Below are 15,397 nucleotides of genomic sequence, written 5' to 3' on the forward strand. Positions count from 1 at the left end.
ATTTAATTTCCTTTCTTTTCCTCGTGAAGCTGTCTGTAATAATCATATGCCAGATTCGTCATGGAATCTACATAACAGCCTTTTCCATTCAGATAATCCAGGGTGTCCTTTAAAATCTGATAGATGCATTCCTTCAGATCCGTAAACGCCAGCGGGCGCACCAGCGGTAAATCGGGGGCCTCGTACCGGCGGGGCTCGATATAATCTGCTGTAAAGATGATCTCCTCCAGCAGTGTCATACCAGGCCTTCCGGTGGTGTGCCACCGGATAGCCGAAAGGATCTCCGGATCTGTTATATGGTATTTCGTCTCTGCCAGCCATGCGCCGTATTTCGCGTGGAGAACGGCTGGCGCCTTCTTCTCATCCTCCGTCAGCGCAATCTTCTGCTTTTCACATTTCCTGATGATCGTATCATTGCTGTAATGCTTCGCGCAGTCATGGAGCAGGCCGGCCAGTTCCGCCTTGTCTAAATCGCAGCCATAGCGCATGGCCAGCGCAGCCGCAGTAAATGATACGCTGATGGTGTGTTCGTATCTGGAAGGCGTCAGCTTTTCACTTAGTGCGCTTCTCAGCTGTGCAATGATTTCCTGCATTCCGCTACCTCCTGATATAAATGATGCTCCTGAATGTACCTGGCCACCGGCCCGGGTACGAATGCATCGATCGATTCTCCCAGGGCGGTCATCCGGCGCAGCTCGGCTGAGGAGATATCGATCTCCCGGCAGTGCAGCATGCGGACGTCGGCCTGATACGTTTCTTTAAGATAGGCAATCTGCTTTTCCATGGAGCGGCCTGCCGATTCATATTCCCGCACCGCCGCCAGGATGACAGCCTGAGCCAGGACCTTCTCCGGTTCATGCCAGTGCTCGATCTCATAGAGGGAATCTGCACCGATGATGAAATAAAACGTATGGCCGGGATAGAGGCCGTGAAGCATTTCAAGAGTCTGCGAGGTGTAGGTATTGCCGCTCCGCATGACTTCAAAATCCGAACAGGTAAACCCTTCATGACCCTCCATGGCAAGCCGGGTCATCTCCAGCCGGATACGGCCGGCTGTCACGTTGTGGTCCTTTTTGTGTGGCGGCTGTCCCGACGGCATGTACCAGATCTGGTCCAGACCGTATTCCTCATAGGCCTGTTCTCCAAGGAGAAGATGGCCGTTATGGATCGGGTCGAACGTACCGCCCATGATTCCGATTTTCCCCATATTCCGTAACTCCTTACGACACGCTGTACGACAGGTTATGGAAGAACAATCTTTCTCTTCTTCTCTTCCTTCGCCGGTTTATAAAGGACAATTTTTCTTCCAATCACCTGAACCACTTCAGAATGGGTGCGCTCAGCCAGTGTTGCGGCGATTACATTTCCGTCGTCGAGGCAGTTTTTTAATACTGTAATCTTAATCAGTTCCCTCGCTTCCAGCGCTTCCGCGATGGCGGCGGTAATCTCCGGCGTAATGCTGGATTTACCAATCTGGAAAATGGGCTCTGTCGTCATTGCTAAGCCCTTTAAATAAGAACGCTGCTTGCTTGTCATATTTCCTCCATCATACTACTTCTCTATTTTATCATTTGTCTATTTATAATAGTCGAATTCCAGGCCGTACATACGGACGGTATCGCCTTCTTCGATTCCGGCCTCCTCCAGTTCTTCGAGGATTCCGTTTTCTTTTAAGAACCGCTGGAAGAATAAAAAGCCTTTTTCTGACTCCAGGTTCGTATATCCCAGCATTTTCTCGATACGCGGTCCTTCTACGACATAGATGCCGTCTTCGTTTTGCTCCACCGTATACGGCAGTGTCTGATCAATCATTGTCGACGGGTCAAACTCTTTCTCAAAGATGACCGGAGTGGAATCGACCGTCTGCAGTAAATCGTAAACAGCGTATAAAAGCTCCTTCACTCCCTGGCCGCTGACTGCGGAGATCGGGTAAACCTTAATTCCCTTCGGTTCAAATTCAGCCTTCAGCTTTGCTACCGGATCCTCGTCCCCGGCGTAAATAACGTCGGTTTTGTTGGCGGCGATAATCTGCGGCCGTTTCATAAGCTCCGGGTTGTAGGCTTCCAGCTCTTTATTGATGGCCAGAATGTCCTCGATCGGATCTCTGCCTTCTGTAGATGCGGCATCCACGACATGAACCAGCACGCGGGTCCGTTCGATATGGCGGAGGAAATCATGGCCAAGGCCGACTCCCTCGGAAGCGCCTTCGATCAGGCCAGGAATATCAGCCATAACAAATCCCTTGCCGCCGTCAATATCCACCACACCCAGATGTGGATTCAGGGTTGTGAAATGGTAATTGGCAATCTTCGGGCGTGCGTTGCTGACACGGGAGAGCAGCGTGGATTTTCCCACATTCGGAAATCCTACGAGACCGACATCCGCGATAACCTTGAGTTCCAACTGGACCCAGAGCTCCTGGCCGGACTGTCCCGGCTGGGCATATTTCGGCGCCTGCATGGTTGGAGTGGCGTAATGCATGTTGCCCTGACCGCCGCGGCCGCCCTTTAAGATGACTTCCCGCCGGTTTTCACCGGACATATCGGCTATGACTTTACCGGATTCGAACTCTTTTATAACCGTTCCTTCCGGAACCTTGACAATGAGATCACTGCCGTTTTTTCCATGGCAGCGTTTCTTGCCTCCCTGTTCTCCATCCTGGGCAGCGTATTTGCGTACCTGGCGGAAATCACTTAAGGTATTTAACCCGTCATCCACTTCAAATATGATATCGCCGCCGTCGCCGCCGTCACCGCCGTCGGGACCGCCGCAGGGGACATAGAGTTCCCGTCGGAAGCTGACGTGGCCGTCGCCGCCTTTTCCTGATTTTATAAATATTTTTGCTCTATCGGCAAACATGTATTCACCTGTTTCCTTTCCATTGGCTTTTTAAAAGAAACGGCTTCATACGGTGAGGTATGAAGCCGGTCTAATTATTCGCTTATTACTCTTGGATAAACAGAAACCTGCTTTTTGTCTCTGCCTTTTCTTTCAAATCTGACAACGCCGTCCACTGTTGCGAACAGGGTATCATCTCCGCCGCGGCCTACGTTAAGACCTGGATGGATATGAGTGCCGCGCTGTCTGTAGAGAATGTTGCCGGCTAATACGAACTGACCATCGGCTCTCTTAGCACCTAACCTCTTAGACTCGGAGTCTCTGCCGTTCTTTGTAGATCCAACACCTTTTTTATGAGCGAAGAATTGAAGGTTCATCTTTAACATCACTTACACCTCCTCAAATCGGATTTTAATATATTGTTTCCCGTATGATTCCATGATATTCGTAAGGCCGAGCACCAGAGAATTCATAAGGAGTTTTGATTCCGGACTGATCTCTCCTGAAAAACGCAGCTGAAAGTCACCCGAACGTTCATCGGCGCTCCCCTCAAAATCGTCTTCCGTGAAAGTCTCGATCGAGTTATAAGCAGAGAATACCAGGGCTGAAACGGCAGCACAGACAATGTCCTGACCTTCCTCACCGTATCCGGCGTGTCCTGTAAGCTTAAATCCCCGTACCACTCTGTCTGAATCTTCGAAAACTGTTACTTTAATCATAGTCTCTGCCTGAATTAAGCGTTGATCTTATCAATCTTAACCTGGGTATAAGCCTGTCTGTGTCCGTTTTTCTTATGGTATCCGGATTTTCTCTTATACTTGTAAACGATGACTTTTTTTGCTTTGCCTTCCTTCACAACTGTACCTGTTACGGTAGCACCTGCTACGGTCGGGCATCCAACTGCTAATTCGCCGTTGTTTACAACCAGTACCTGGTCAAATGTGACTGCTTCACCAGCGTCAACACCAAGCTTTTCTACTTTAATGATATCGCCTTCAGCTACTTTGTACTGCTTACCACCTGTTGCAATAATCGCGTACATATGGCACCTCCTATTATCATTACTCGCCAACTGTGGTGCTTCGCGCAAAACACGAAAACTTTTGAACCTCATTGTGCGGCATACTGTATCATAATACCATTTGTCCCATGCAAAGTCAACATAAATAAATCAAAAACAGCAAAAAAATTACGGTTCTTTTCACCTTGTTTTTCCACTTTCTTCCTAGTATAATGGAAAAAGTTTGATTTGAGAAGGAGTGGAATCCCCATGAAAACAGATAGAAGAAAACAAATTTTTATCCGCTGCTGCTACGGCTATTCGGTCAGCGGGATGGCGGTGCTGGTGATCGGCGCGGTCCTGCCGTCGGTGATCGCGGAGGCCGGTATCAGCTTTCTGTACGCGGGAGGCTTACTGTCCGTAATGGCGGTGGGCAATCTCCTCTCCAGCTTTCTTTTCCCTGCTATGGTTCCTGTGATGGGAAGACGTGCTTCCATCACTCTGATGACAGCCCTGGCGCCGGTCTGCCTGCTGGGATTTACGCTCCTGCCGCCGCTTCCTGTCATGTATGGCATCATGCTGGTCTACGGTCTTGTGAGAGGTTCTGTCACGATCATCAATAACGCGGCTGTCAACGATATTTATGACGAAGGGGCGGCAGGCAAACTGAATCTTCTGCACTGCAGCTTTGCTGTCGGAGCGTTCCTGGCGCCGTTTCTGACTGCAGTTTTTCTGCGGCTGGGGTTTGGCTGGCGGTCGGTGGTCTGCCTTTTGATTGTTGTCACGGCAACGTCTGCAGTCTCTTACGGTACCATGGATTATAGTCTGTTAAATGAACGGGCCGGAGATTCGGCGTTTAAGAAAAACTCCGGCCGTCGCTCCGGCCGGAGTTTCTTAAGATCCCTGCAATTCTACTGTATTGCCCTGATCCTTTTCTTTTATCTTGGGGTTGAAAACTGTATCAACGGCTGGTTTGTCACGTATCTGCAGAATACCGGCGTCATGAGTGAGACGTATGCTGCCACCCTGGTATCGGTCACCTGGCTGGTTATCATGGCAGGACGAATGGTCTGTGCCGCGCTTTCCGGTAAAATGGCGCGCAGCTCCCTCATTCTGCTGAACGCGCTGGGAAGCGGCATCTGCTTTTTCCTTTTAATTTCTACAAAGAGCCTTCCGCTGATTACACTTGCCCTGACCGGCTTCGGCTTTTTCCTGGCAGGAATCTATCCCACCTGTATTGCAGACGCAGGGCCGCTGATCCAGGGTTCCACCTTTGGCATGTCGGTGCTTACGGCGATATCCGCCATGGGAGGCATTCTGACACCGCAGATAGTGGGAGGCGCAGCGGACCGTGTCGGTATTGTGGCGGCGATCAGTATTCTGGCCGTGAATGTGGTTCTGGTAATCCTGCTCTCCGCAGTGAACCGAAGGCTGTACCATAAGTAAATGCTTCAGTTACCATACACCTTATTTTTTCCATGTAGACGGTGCAAACAGGAAAAGCATCGGGAACACCTCCAGGCGCCCGGCCAGCATGTCGAACATCATGACCCATTTCGACAGGGCGGAAAAGCCTGAAAAGTTGCCGGTCGGGCCGACAGCTCCAAGCCCCGGACCGATGTTGTTGAAGGTGGCTGCCACGGCGGTAAAATTCGTAGTAAAATCAAAGTTATCGAGGCTCACCAGTATGGTTGAGAAGATAAAAATCACCAGATAGGCCACCAGAAAGGTATTGATGGAGCGGATTACCTGGTGCTCAACCGGCTTTCCTTCAATCTTCAGGACCTTGACGCTTCTCGGATGAAGCAGGGAGAATAATTCCTTTTTTACCGTCTTAAGCAGGATAATCACTCTGGAGACCTTGATGCCGCCGCCCGTACTTCCTGCACAGGCGCCGATAAACATTAATACGACAAGCAGGCCCTTGGAGAATTCCGGCCATTTATCAAAATCTACGGTGGAGAAGCCGGTCGTCGTGATAATGGAGGCAACCTGAAAGGCTGCGTGATGGAATGCGGCAAACAGACTGGTAAAGCTTCCACGGATATTGAGCGTTATGAGGAGTACGGTTACTCCGATAATACCCAGATATACCCTGGCCTCCTCACAGCGCAGCGCATCCTTTGGATGGTGAACCAGGAATAAGTAATACACATTAAAGTTAATGCCGAAGAGTATCATAAATACGGTGATGACTCCCTGCAGATAATAGCTGTCGTAATAGGCAATACTGCTGTTTTTGATTCCGAATCCACCGGTACCGGCCGTGCCGAAGCCGGTCGCCAGCGAGTCGAATAACGGCATGCCGCCGGCCAGCAGGAGGAGGATCTCCACGACTGTCATGAAGAAATAAATTCCATATAAAATCTTAGCGGTGGACTTTACCTTCGGAACCAGTTTGCCGACGGATGGCCCCGGGCTCTCCGCTTTCATGAGATACATATTATAGCCGCCGGCCAGAGGCAGAACTGCGAGGATAAATACGAGAACCCCCATGCCTCCGATCCAGTGTGTAAAACTCCTCCATATGAGCATGCAGTGGGACAGGCTTTCCACATCCGGCAGTATACTGGCTCCCGTGGTGGTAAAGCCGGAGATCACCTCGAACATGGCATCTTCAAAGCGGGGGATTTCCCTGCTTAAATAGAACGGAAGGGAGCCGAAAAAACTGAGTACAATCCAGCTTAACGCGACAGAGACAAAACCCTCTTTGGCGAAGAATACCATGTTATCCGGTTTCCTGCGTGTCAGAAAGAGACCGGCCGATCCGCATACGGCCATAACAGCCAGAAACCAGATCCCGCTGCTTTCCCGGTAAATAACGGCAACTGCACAGGGAAGCAGCATAAAGATGGCTTCCATATTCATAATCCATCCCAGGAGATAGAAGATAATTTTTTTATTCATTTCCTTCGCCTTTTCTTACTTTAGTATATCCTTTAAATCATTTAATCCGGTTGTGGTGGTAACGATGATTACCCGGTCTCCGGCCTCAATCACGTCTTTTCCGCGGGGGCTTCTGATCTTACCGTTGCGGTTGATGCAGGCAACGAGAAGATTGTCCTTTAACCGGAGCTTTTCCAGAGGAATACCGACGATGGCCGGATTGTTCGTCACGCGGAATTCCAGCGCCTCGGCGCGGTTTGCCACGATCTTATAGAGCGTTTCCACATTGCTTCCCATGGAATTCTGCATGGCGCGCACATACTGTAAGATGGAATCAGAGGTAATCAGCTTCGGATAGATCACACTGCCCAGATTCATGGAATTGATGACATTCTCAAAGGCGATCTTGTTGACCTTGGTAATCAGCTTTGCCTTCGACTGGCTGGCGGCGTACAGGGACAGCATGATGTTTTCCTCGTCGAAACCGGTCAGGGATGCGAATGCCTCCGTCTGGCGGATGCCCTCCTGCAGAAGCAGCTCCTGATCAGAACCGTCTCCGTGGATAATCATGGCTTTCGGCAGCAGCTCGCTGAGCTCGTTGCAGCGCTCGACGTTCTGTTCTATAATTTTAATCTGAATCTTCGTATTTTCCAGAAGCTTTGCCACGTAATACGTAATCTTGCCGCCGCCCACAAACATGGCGGTTTTGATGGTGTTATTGATGATTCCGGCCTGTTTAAAGAATTCCGTGGATTCCGCAGGAGGCGCAATGATGGAGATCTTATCGCCTGACTGCATCTGGAAATCACCGCTTGGAATGATGACCTCCTCTCCCCTCTCCACTGCGCAGATTAAGACGGAGCAGTGCAGCTTGTCCAGGACGTCGCGAACCTTCATGGCATGGAGCTTCGAGTGGTCGGGAACGAGAAATTTGAGGATTTCAATCCGGCCCTTGGCGAACGTATCGATCTTGATGGCCGACGGAAAACGGAGCAGTCTGGAAATCTCCATGGCGGCGGCCATCTCCGGATTGATGGCCATGGAAAGGTCTAACTCCTCCCGGATATAACGGGTCTCCGTACTGTACTCCGGATTCCGGATTCTCGCAATCGTATGGCAGTTACCCGCTTTTTTGGCAATCAGACAGCAGAGCATATTCAGCTCGTCTGAATTGGTGGTGGCAATGAGCAAATCAGTATCCTGAATCCCCGCCTCCATCTGAACCTTGTAAACCGCACCATTTCCCACAACACCCATGACATCGATTCGTTCTGTGACCGCATTGATCACCGATGTGTTTTTATCGATAACTGTGATGTCATGGTGTTCGTTGTTTAACTGCTCGGCCAGGGTGGTTCCAACCTTCCCGCACCCGACAATTATGATTTTCATGATTCTGCCTTCCCCTTTATAAGCGCGGCCTGTTCATGGAACGGCCTGCGTATTTTTTTTCTGGTGACTTCCACCAGATTCAGTTTTGTAATTTCCACGACTGACGTCTTTACCGGGTCCTTTGACAAGGCTCTCGACAATACTGTTAAGAGTTCCTGCCGGTCCTCTTCCGTCTCCATATCGATGAAATCGATGATGATGATTCCCGATAAGTTGCGCAGCCGCAGCTGGCGGGCAATTTGGACGGCCGCTTCCGTGTTGATCTTCATGATTGTATCGTGAAGATTCTTTTTACCGGAATACTTACCGGTGTTGACATCGATGACGCAGAGCGCCTCCGTGGGCTCGATGACGAGATAACCGCCGGATTTCAGCCAGACCCGTTTTCCGAGCGCCTCATCCATGGCTTTTTCCACCTTGAAAAGCTTGAACAGAGGCAGCAGGGCATCGTCATAGAACGTAAGCTTTTTAAGATCTTCCGGCTGAAACGTTTCCAGATAAACCTTTATGGCCTCGTAGATATCGGGCTCATCCGTCACCACGGATTCCAGAGAACCGTGAAGGCTGTCCCGAATATCTGCTAAATAGGCAGGAGGCGTTTGGTAAAGGAGACTTAAGCAGGTTCTGTGAACGGCATCTCCCATTACCTTGCGGTACAGTGCCTTTAAGCTTCTTAATTCTTCCAGAATCGCATCAAAAGAGGCTTCCGGCGCATTTGTTCTCACAATAATACCGAAATCCTCTTCCTTTTCTGCTTCCAGAATGGGCTTTATCTGTTTCTTCCACTCCATATCCGACAGCTTCGAGGAAAATCCCAGCTGCCGTTTCCCGGCTGTCAGGACGATGTAACGTCCCGTAAAGTTTAAGTTGCCGGTAAGGACGGGCGCCTTAGTCTTGACGGCGTCGCGTTCGACCTGAACGACGATTTCATCACCGACCCTTAACTTCCCGTCCGCTCCGCCTGCGGACGCGTGGTGAATGAAACCGTCCGCAAGATTTAAATATCCCATGCAGCCGTCTCCGATCTCGACGAAGGCGGCTCCTATGTTTTTTACAATGTTTTTAACTTTTCCAATATAAATATTGCCGAGAATGGAACGCTCTTCCCCCGGTTCGAGGTTCAGTGAAACGGCAGAACCTTCAGACTGAACCATAGTTAAGACCATGCCGTTCCATTTCGTAATGATAAGTTTATTCAACTGCTTCACCTATAAGCCCCAGAGGTACCAGATTCTTAAGTTCTTCATCTCCGATATTGCCATAGACTTCTTCACGCTGAATGAGGAAGGCGAATTCCGGACAGGACTCGCCGCGCCAGCGGTCGTACGTCTCCATGACCAGCTCCGGTTTTAAGTTGTCCTGGCTTCCGGCGGAAACCTTCATAAAGATGCGGCCGCCTTCCGTGGAAAGTTCATAGATGGCGGGCTTTAAGTCCATCTCCCGCTCCCCTTTTTTCGTCTTCTTTACAGTGATAATCTGGTCCTGCCGGTAGAATTCCTCCAGTCCTTTGAAAAAGACTTCCGGATCAGAGGGGGCTTTTCCTTCGCGGAAGGTAAGGGTATAATCTGCGGCCGCTACGATGGACATTGCATTTTTCGCCCGGTCTTCCAGCTTGTGGCATTCCAGAATTTGAATTCCTTCCACCATCACTTCATTTAACTGGTTCTTCATGGTTTCGCAGTCAGTCATGGAATTGACTTCGATGTCCATATACTCTCCGTTGCTTGTAAGCCCCAGACCCAGAGGGGCTGCAAACGACATAATCTGATGGGGGCTGAAGCCCTCGCTGTATTTGATATCGATGGCGGCACGCCGCATGGCTTTCTGAAAATAACGCATAACATCGAGGTGGCCGATAAACTTTACGGGTCCCTGCTTCGAAAACTTAATTCTTACCTTCATGGCAGACACCTCCTCCAAAACGCATCGCTCCGCACGCAGAACATTTCTGACGGCAGTTTGGCGTCAATTTTTCTCCGATGGCATTCTGCCACTCTCTCTTTAAGAAGTCTTTGGAAACACCCGCGTCGATGAAATCCCACGGGAATATTTCTTCCAGGCTGCGCTCTCTCGTCGTATAGAAATCGATGGAAAGTCCGCAGGTTTCAAATGCCTTCATCCAGATCCGGTTATCAAAGTACTCAGACCAGGAATCATAAATGGCTCCGTTTTTATAAGCTTCCTCGATCAGTGCGCCGGTCTTTCTGTCACCCCTTGCAAGAACGCCTTCCAATACGGTTAAATCCGCCTCGTGGTAATTGTACTTTAAGCTTTTCTGATTCTTCATCTGACGGAACTTATCCTTGACGATATAGGCTCTTTCAATAAATTCCTCTTTCGTACACATACGCGCCCACTGGAACGGAGTAAACGGCTTTGGCACGAAGAAGGACGAACTGGCTACCACGTTGACCTTGCCGTTTCGCTGCTCCTTGGGAATCTCATAGTAGACTTCCGCCACCTTTTCGGAGAGCTCTGCTATGCCTTCCATGTCTTCCTTTGTCTCTGTCGGAAGTCCCAGCATAAAATACAGCTTGACACGGTTCCAGCCGCCGTAAAAGGCGTCTCTCGCCCCCTGTAAGATCACTTCTTCCGTCAATCCCTTGTTGATGACGTCGCGCAGCCGCTGGGAACCCGCCTCCGGTGCAAAGGTCAGAGAACTTTTCTTCACATCCTGGACCTTGCTCATAACGTCTAAGGAAAACGCATCGATTCTTAAAGACGGCAGTGAAATATTCACGCCCTGTCCCTTAAATTCATCGATCAAGAAATTCACAAGTCCTTCCAGATACGTATAGTCGCTGGAACTTAAGGAACTTAAGGATATCTCCTCGTGTCCGGTGCTTTTAAGCATCTTATATGCGTAATCTTTTAAATATTCCAGACTGTGCTCCCGAAGCGGGCGGTATACGTTGCCCGCCTGACAGAAACGGCAGCCTCGGATGCAGCCTCTCTGAATCTCCAGAACTACCCGGTCCTGAGTCGCCTTGATAAAAGGGACTACCGGAGCTTCAATATAATAAGCGTCGTCCATGTTGACGACCAGCTGTTTCGTGATGGTCTCCTTCGCATGGCTGTTATTGGGATGGAAACTCTTTATGGTTCCGTCTTCGTGGTATTCCACATCGTAAAAAGCCGGAACATAGATACCTGTAATCCCGGCAGCCTGTTCCAGAAACTGGCGGCGGCTTCCGCCCTGCTTCTTATTTTCCTTATAGCAGTCCATCAGTTCGAAATATACGGTCTCACCTTCCCCGATATAGAACATATCGAAGAAGTCGGCCAGAGGCTCCGGATTATAGGCACACGGACCGCCGCCGATGACGATGGGATCTTCCTCGCTCCGGTCCGCAGCATGAAGCGGAATATGTCCCAGATCCAGAACCTGCAGGATGTTTGTATAGGACATCTCATACTGCAGCGTGATTCCTAAAAAGTCAAATTCGCGGATCGGATCCTGGGATTCCAGGGCGAACAGCGGGATGTTTTTTTCCCTCATGATTTTATCCAAGTCTGTCCAGGGGGAATAGACCCGTTCACAATAGATGTCTTCCCTGCGGTTGAACATATCGTAAAGGATCTGCATGCCGAGATGGGACATACCGATCTCGTAAACATCCGGGAAACACATGGCAAAGCGGATGTCTGCTTTGGCCGGATCTTTCGTCACTGTATTTACCTCACCACCGATATAACGGGCAGGCTGTTGAATGCTTAATAGTATTTCATCGTTTAACGCTAGTTTTCTCATGATTTTTCCTTATTTAATGTGCTGTTTACACAGTATTTTACTTTATGCCAAGGGCCAGTCTGAATTGAAAAGAGCGAGGGATTCCATCCTTATCTGCTCCTGTTTGCTCCTGTTTCACCCCTTTTTTTGAAGAAAATCAGGCCCCTTAAAAAAACAACAATATTTTTTATCCCAACTGCACAATACGGGATAAAACAATATGCTACAAAGCTTAATTATAAGGCATATCCCTGTATTAAGCAACACTATTCGGCAGATCTCTCAAACAACCCAAAGCCGCGGTCATATTTTACTTTTTTCTTGAGAATATTTACTGTTGTCCGTTTTTATGAATATACATTCTTATCATATCAGGCGTTCCCTCTTCCTGCACCATACAGAGGAATTTCCAACCGTACCGCTCATAAAAGGCTGTGTGGTCTGTAACAAGATAGAGAGTGTCTATCCCCAGACGGCTCATATCGCTGCAGACGAATGCAAGCAATTTCCCCGCAATGCCTTTGCAGCGGTGTTTTTCTTCAACATATAAGGCACAGATATTAGGCGTCAGATCCCTGCGCTCATGGAAATCATTTTCTATCACACCTGTACCGCCAATTATCTCATCATTCTCCATCACAACATACCATTGTGGAACCCGTTTTTTCTGAGTCAGGCAGTCATGGATGCTCTCTCTGTACGCTTCGGTAGGAACTCCCCATTTAGAATGAAACCACACTGCCGCCTGATCTGCCAGTTCCCGGTATTCTCTGATTTTTCGTATCTCCATTCGCTTCTTCTCCTGTATCGTTTTCGATGATCAGCAGCGCTTCCGGCTGCATAAGATAGATTAATTCCATTGTTTACAGAGGTCTTCTATGAATCGTCTCAAACGCTGTACATTAATCGGAATCCTCTTTGTATCTGTGACAGGCACACTCTCCCATTTCCTCTATCAGTTTTCCGGAAACTGTTTTCTGGCCGGACTGTTTTCTCCGGTAGGGGAATCCACCTGGGAGCACATGAAACTGCTGTTTTTTCCAATGCTGTTTTACTCTCTGTGGATGTCTGCCTGTCTCCGGAAGGAAGAACCAGGTGTCGTATCTGCGCTGGCCCTTGGCAATCTGGCCGGCTGTGCCCTGATTCCCATTATTTTTTACACGTATTCCGGAGTTTTGGGGTTTCATCTTCTGTCCCTGGATATTCTGACGTTTCTGATAAGCGTGCTGGCCGCCTTTTATCTGGCTTACCGCCTGACTCCAGGCAGCAAAGCCGGTAAGTATGAAACACTGCTGGCAGCAGCGGTTATCCTCCTGATGCTGTTATTTTTTATCTTTACTTACAATCCGCCGGGGATTGGATTATTCGCGGAACCATAGCGGTACTCATCTCTGATCAGGGAAGTGCTGCAGAGGTATGACAGGTCCTGGACATTACTCAATAAACGAGTGACTCATGATATAAAATTCCTCCTGACTGGGAAGGAATTTCTTTTCCAGCTTTTCCAGCGTATCATCATACTTCTGCGCTTCTTCTTCAGAAACGACCATAACAGGGCTGTCGTAGTAAAACCATTTCCTGCCGTCGAGTGCATGGGGAATGAGCTCTTTTACCATCATTGCTGCCGGATATTTACCATTCTCAATACAGACATGATACTTTTTACAGCTTTTAAACCCACGGCTTACATAGTTCATGGGACTTCCGAATATGACAATCACGTCATATCCCAACCGTGCCGCCTGTTCAAAGGAATGTTCGAGCAGCAGCTTGCCGTACCCTGCCCTCTGATATTCCGGATCAATACTGACCGGTCCAAAGGTGAGAATCTCTTTTTCTGTTCCGGCTTCATCAATTAATCTGGCTTTTGTATACATAATATTTCCGATTACCCTGCCATCCAGCTCAATCACAAAATCCAGCTCCGGAATGAAATCCTCATGCTGACGCATGATATGAACCAGATAATGCTCTGTAGCCCCCGGAACGTAAATATTATAAAATGCTTTTCTGGTAATTTCTTCTACCACGCTGTAATCGGTTTCTTTTTCGTTGCGAATCATGATCGTGCTCATTCAGTTGCTCCTCATTCTTTCTGTTTATGGGATAGTCCCTGTTCTATTCTGGTTTAATCTCCGGCAGCTGCCGGATAGAAAATGGCCGGTTAATAAAACAGCGAGCCCTTAAGAGTCCGCTGTTCCTGATTTTAATCATATGCAGTACCGTACTATGACAGCATCTGTGACACCACGGGCCGCAGCCTTGCAGCCAGCATAATGGCGAGGATGCACAGCAGTCCGTCCGGAAACATGGTTGGCAGACAGTATACTGCAAAAATCGCCGCCCAGCCCACCGTGTTCGGTGTAACGACAACAAAATGTGTAATAAAATAGAAATACAGGATCCCTGTTCCGTAATAGATCACATAACCGATGGCAGCCGCAAGCACCCATGTCCGAATCTTAGACGAGTGCAGAATCTCACATACTTTTCCCATCGCGTATGCAGCCAGCGCAAACCCCAGAAGGAATCCAAAGGTCGGCCGGATCAAATAGGCCGGACCGCCGCCGCGGGCAAAAACCGGGAATCCTACCAGGCCGATGACCAGATACGTCGTCACGCTGTAAAAAGCCCGTTTCGATCCCAGTAAAAGACCTGCCAGGAGTACAAACAGCCACTGCAGCGTAAAATTCATCGTATCCATACCAACCGGAATCACAATCTTTAAAAAAGCCCCGACCGCGATTAACGAGGCAAAGAGGCCGCATACAGCCATGTCCTTCGTCAATTCCCTTCTCTGGGCTATCACACCATTTTTCTGTCTCATCTGTATCCTACCTTTCTGTTCTTCCCTTTGACAGTGTTTTCATGATGATTGTACACTTTTTTTTTGATTTTTACAATCTTTTTTTCGGCGCTGCCACTGCGAAGGACAGAGCGGTCAAAGCCGCAGCCCCTTAATATCTTTGATTCTGGACAGGATCATATTACAGCTGCTGCTTACGACACCGGGAAGAGGATCAATCACTTCCTGAATCAGCCGTTCCATCTCCTCGCCGGATGCGGCAACTGCGTGGACATGCAGCTTGTTCTTTCCGGTGACACGGTAAATCTGTGTGATGGTTTCATTCTGGCGCAGCGTCTCTGTCACCTGCCCCAGCGTATCCGGTTTCGTCTCAATCTCGAAATAGCAGGACACTGCCCCGCTGATCTTCTGCGGATTGATAATGGTGGTGTACTCTTCGATCACGCCCCGCTTTTCCAGTGACTGAACCCGCATCTTGACTGCCACCCGTGAGATACCGACCAGGCTGCCTATTTCGGAATAGGACATACGGGCATTCTTTATCAATAGCTGTACAATCTTCTGATCCAGTTCATCCAGGCCTTCAAGAAACATGGTGTTCTCCTTCTCTGTCAAAATCTCAGTCATCATTTTCTAATATTATAAAATCATTTCCGCTAAAAGGCAATCCAATAATTGACACTGCCTCGGTTTATCGATATAATTATTACGAAACGTAAGTTATAAATTACATATAGAAAGGTTT

Annotated in this window: 18 protein-coding genes; 2 read left to right on the forward strand and 16 right to left on the reverse strand. The window is 48.9% G+C overall.

Annotation, left to right across the window (positions count from 1 at the left end; translation table 11 throughout):
* Positions 1-2 precede the first annotated feature (2 nt).
* The 7 genes from yqeK to rplU all read right to left on the reverse strand — a co-directional run bounded on the left by yqeK (position 3) and on the right by rplU (position 3,880).
* A complete protein-coding gene (gene yqeK, locus NE473_RS01185) occupies positions 3-593 on the reverse strand; it encodes a bis(5'-nucleosyl)-tetraphosphatase (symmetrical) YqeK (protein ID WP_022032510.1) in 591 nt (196 codons plus the stop codon).
* Positions 569-1,207, reverse strand: coding sequence for a nicotinate-nucleotide adenylyltransferase (gene nadD / locus NE473_RS01190; RefSeq protein ID WP_055648909.1), 639 nt, complete (start codon positions 1,205-1,207; stop codon positions 569-571). Before nadD ends, yqeK begins: the two co-directional genes overlap by 25 nt.
* 35 nt (positions 1,208-1,242) lie before the next feature.
* Entirely contained in the window at positions 1,243-1,536 is a 294-nt protein-coding gene (gene yhbY / locus NE473_RS01195) for a ribosome assembly RNA-binding protein YhbY (protein ID WP_055648910.1), read from the reverse strand.
* A gap of 39 nt (positions 1,537-1,575) precedes the next feature.
* Positions 1,576-2,859 (reverse strand): GTPase ObgE, encoded by a 1,284-nt coding sequence (gene obgE / locus NE473_RS01200; protein ID WP_055648911.1) that lies wholly within the window; start codon positions 2,857-2,859, stop codon positions 1,576-1,578.
* Positions 2,860-2,933: 74 nt separating this feature from the next.
* A complete protein-coding gene (rpmA, locus tag NE473_RS01205; RefSeq protein WP_002604077.1) occupies positions 2,934-3,224 on the reverse strand; it encodes a 50S ribosomal protein L27 in 291 nt (96 codons plus the stop codon).
* A 3-nt stretch (positions 3,225-3,227) separates the two neighbouring features.
* Positions 3,228-3,557 carry a ribosomal-processing cysteine protease Prp gene (locus tag NE473_RS01210; protein WP_006777203.1) on the reverse strand — a complete coding sequence of 110 codons (330 nt, stop codon included), beginning with the start codon at positions 3,555-3,557 and terminating at the stop codon, positions 3,228-3,230.
* 14 nt (positions 3,558-3,571) lie between these two features.
* A complete protein-coding gene (gene rplU, locus NE473_RS01215) occupies positions 3,572-3,880 on the reverse strand; it encodes a 50S ribosomal protein L21 (RefSeq protein ID WP_022032507.1) in 309 nt (102 codons plus the stop codon).
* Positions 3,881-4,108: 228 nt separating this feature from the next.
* Here rplU and NE473_RS01220 point away from each other — a divergent pair, with 228 nt between their 5' ends.
* Positions 4,109-5,284: an MFS transporter gene (locus NE473_RS01220; RefSeq protein ID WP_055648912.1), complete on the forward strand. Its 1,176-nt coding sequence runs from the start codon at positions 4,109-4,111 to the stop codon at positions 5,282-5,284.
* 21 nt (positions 5,285-5,305) lie between these two features.
* Here the strand turns inward: NE473_RS01220 and NE473_RS01225 are convergent, their stop codons facing one another.
* The 6 genes from NE473_RS01225 to NE473_RS01250 all read right to left on the reverse strand — a co-directional run bounded on the left by NE473_RS01225 (position 5,306) and on the right by NE473_RS01250 (position 12,636).
* On the reverse strand, positions 5,306-6,745 hold the full coding sequence (locus NE473_RS01225) for a TrkH family potassium uptake protein (RefSeq protein WP_022032505.1): 1,440 nt from the start codon (positions 6,743-6,745) through the stop codon (positions 5,306-5,308).
* A gap of 15 nt (positions 6,746-6,760) precedes the next feature.
* Positions 6,761-8,116: a Trk system potassium transporter TrkA gene (trkA, locus tag NE473_RS01230; protein ID WP_256265146.1), complete on the reverse strand. Its 1,356-nt coding sequence runs from the start codon at positions 8,114-8,116 to the stop codon at positions 6,761-6,763.
* Positions 8,113-9,315 (reverse strand): ribonuclease E/G, encoded by a 1,203-nt coding sequence (locus NE473_RS01235; protein ID WP_412349892.1) that lies wholly within the window; start codon positions 9,313-9,315, stop codon positions 8,113-8,115. The genes trkA and NE473_RS01235 overlap by 4 nt, the downstream gene beginning before the upstream one ends.
* Positions 9,308-10,018 carry a TIGR03936 family radical SAM-associated protein gene (locus NE473_RS01240; RefSeq protein WP_055648913.1) on the reverse strand — a complete coding sequence of 237 codons (711 nt, stop codon included), beginning with the start codon at positions 10,016-10,018 and terminating at the stop codon, positions 9,308-9,310. The genes NE473_RS01235 and NE473_RS01240 overlap by 8 nt, the downstream gene beginning before the upstream one ends.
* Complete coding sequence (locus NE473_RS01245; protein WP_055648914.1) at positions 10,002-11,867, reverse strand: TIGR03960 family B12-binding radical SAM protein; 1,866 nt, start codon at positions 11,865-11,867, stop codon at positions 10,002-10,004. The genes NE473_RS01240 and NE473_RS01245 overlap by 17 nt, the downstream gene beginning before the upstream one ends.
* A 310-nt stretch (positions 11,868-12,177) precedes the next feature.
* Positions 12,178-12,636 carry a GNAT family N-acetyltransferase gene (locus NE473_RS01250; protein WP_055648915.1) on the reverse strand — a complete coding sequence of 153 codons (459 nt, stop codon included), beginning with the start codon at positions 12,634-12,636 and terminating at the stop codon, positions 12,178-12,180.
* 88 nt (positions 12,637-12,724) lie between these two features.
* Here NE473_RS01250 and NE473_RS01255 point away from each other — a divergent pair, with 88 nt between their 5' ends.
* Entirely contained in the window at positions 12,725-13,225 is a 501-nt protein-coding gene (locus NE473_RS01255; RefSeq protein WP_055648916.1) for a DUF6512 family protein, read from the forward strand.
* Positions 13,226-13,279: 54 nt separating this feature from the next.
* Here NE473_RS01255 and NE473_RS01260 read toward each other — a convergent pair whose 3' ends face one another.
* The 3 genes from NE473_RS01260 to NE473_RS01270 all read right to left on the reverse strand — a co-directional run bounded on the left by NE473_RS01260 (position 13,280) and on the right by NE473_RS01270 (position 15,246).
* Complete coding sequence (locus tag NE473_RS01260) at positions 13,280-13,921, reverse strand: GNAT family N-acetyltransferase (protein ID WP_055648917.1); 642 nt, start codon at positions 13,919-13,921, stop codon at positions 13,280-13,282.
* Positions 13,922-14,073: 152 nt separating this feature from the next.
* Positions 14,074-14,673 (reverse strand): biotin transporter BioY, encoded by a 600-nt coding sequence (locus NE473_RS01265; RefSeq protein WP_022032497.1) that lies wholly within the window; start codon positions 14,671-14,673, stop codon positions 14,074-14,076.
* A gap of 114 nt (positions 14,674-14,787) precedes the next feature.
* On the reverse strand, positions 14,788-15,246 hold the full coding sequence (locus NE473_RS01270; RefSeq protein ID WP_022032496.1) for an Lrp/AsnC family transcriptional regulator: 459 nt from the start codon (positions 15,244-15,246) through the stop codon (positions 14,788-14,790).
* Positions 15,247-15,397 lie beyond the last annotated feature (151 nt).

The organism is Hungatella sp. SL.1.14, from assembly GCF_024460495.1.
GTDB classification, from domain to species: Bacteria; Bacillota; Clostridia; order Lachnospirales; family Lachnospiraceae; genus Hungatella; species Hungatella hathewayi.

What these genes read in the sequence shown, in the direction of transcription:
- yqeK (WP_022032510.1), bottom strand. Translation starts at nt 593, where the DNA reads ATGCAGGAAATCATTGCACAGCTGAGAAGCGCACTAAGTGAAAAGCTG.
- nadD (WP_055648909.1), bottom strand. Translation starts at nt 1,207, where the DNA reads ATGGGGAAAATCGGAATCATGGGCGGTACGTTCGACCCGATCCATAAC.
- yhbY (WP_055648910.1), bottom strand. Translation starts at nt 1,536, where the DNA reads ATGACAAGCAAGCAGCGTTCTTATTTAAAGGGCTTAGCAATGACGACA.
- obgE (WP_055648911.1), bottom strand. Translation starts at nt 2,859, where the DNA reads ATGTTTGCCGATAGAGCAAAAATATTTATAAAATCAGGAAAAGGCGGC.
- rpmA (WP_002604077.1), bottom strand. Translation starts at nt 3,224, where the DNA reads ATGTTAAAGATGAACCTTCAATTCTTCGCTCATAAAAAAGGTGTTGGA.
- NE473_RS01210 (WP_006777203.1), bottom strand. Translation starts at nt 3,557, where the DNA reads ATGATTAAAGTAACAGTTTTCGAAGATTCAGACAGAGTGGTACGGGGA.
- rplU (WP_022032507.1), bottom strand. Translation starts at nt 3,880, where the DNA reads ATGTACGCGATTATTGCAACAGGTGGTAAGCAGTACAAAGTAGCTGAA.
- NE473_RS01220 (WP_055648912.1), top strand. Translation starts at nt 4,109, where the DNA reads ATGAAAACAGATAGAAGAAAACAAATTTTTATCCGCTGCTGCTACGGC.
- NE473_RS01225 (WP_022032505.1), bottom strand. Translation starts at nt 6,745, where the DNA reads ATGAATAAAAAAATTATCTTCTATCTCCTGGGATGGATTATGAATATG.
- trkA (WP_256265146.1), bottom strand. Translation starts at nt 8,116, where the DNA reads ATGAAAATCATAATTGTCGGGTGCGGGAAGGTTGGAACCACCCTGGCC.
- NE473_RS01240 (WP_055648913.1), bottom strand. Translation starts at nt 10,018, where the DNA reads ATGAAGGTAAGAATTAAGTTTTCGAAGCAGGGACCCGTAAAGTTTATC.
- NE473_RS01245 (WP_055648914.1), bottom strand. Translation starts at nt 11,867, where the DNA reads ATGAGAAAACTAGCGTTAAACGATGAAATACTATTAAGCATTCAACAG.
- NE473_RS01250 (WP_055648915.1), bottom strand. Translation starts at nt 12,636, where the DNA reads ATGGAGATACGAAAAATCAGAGAATACCGGGAACTGGCAGATCAGGCG.
- NE473_RS01255 (WP_055648916.1), top strand. Translation starts at nt 12,725, where the DNA reads ATGAATCGTCTCAAACGCTGTACATTAATCGGAATCCTCTTTGTATCT.
- NE473_RS01260 (WP_055648917.1), bottom strand. Translation starts at nt 13,921, where the DNA reads ATGAGCACGATCATGATTCGCAACGAAAAAGAAACCGATTACAGCGTG.
- NE473_RS01265 (WP_022032497.1), bottom strand. Translation starts at nt 14,673, where the DNA reads ATGAGACAGAAAAATGGTGTGATAGCCCAGAGAAGGGAATTGACGAAG.
- NE473_RS01270 (WP_022032496.1), bottom strand. Translation starts at nt 15,246, where the DNA reads ATGTTTCTTGAAGGCCTGGATGAACTGGATCAGAAGATTGTACAGCTA.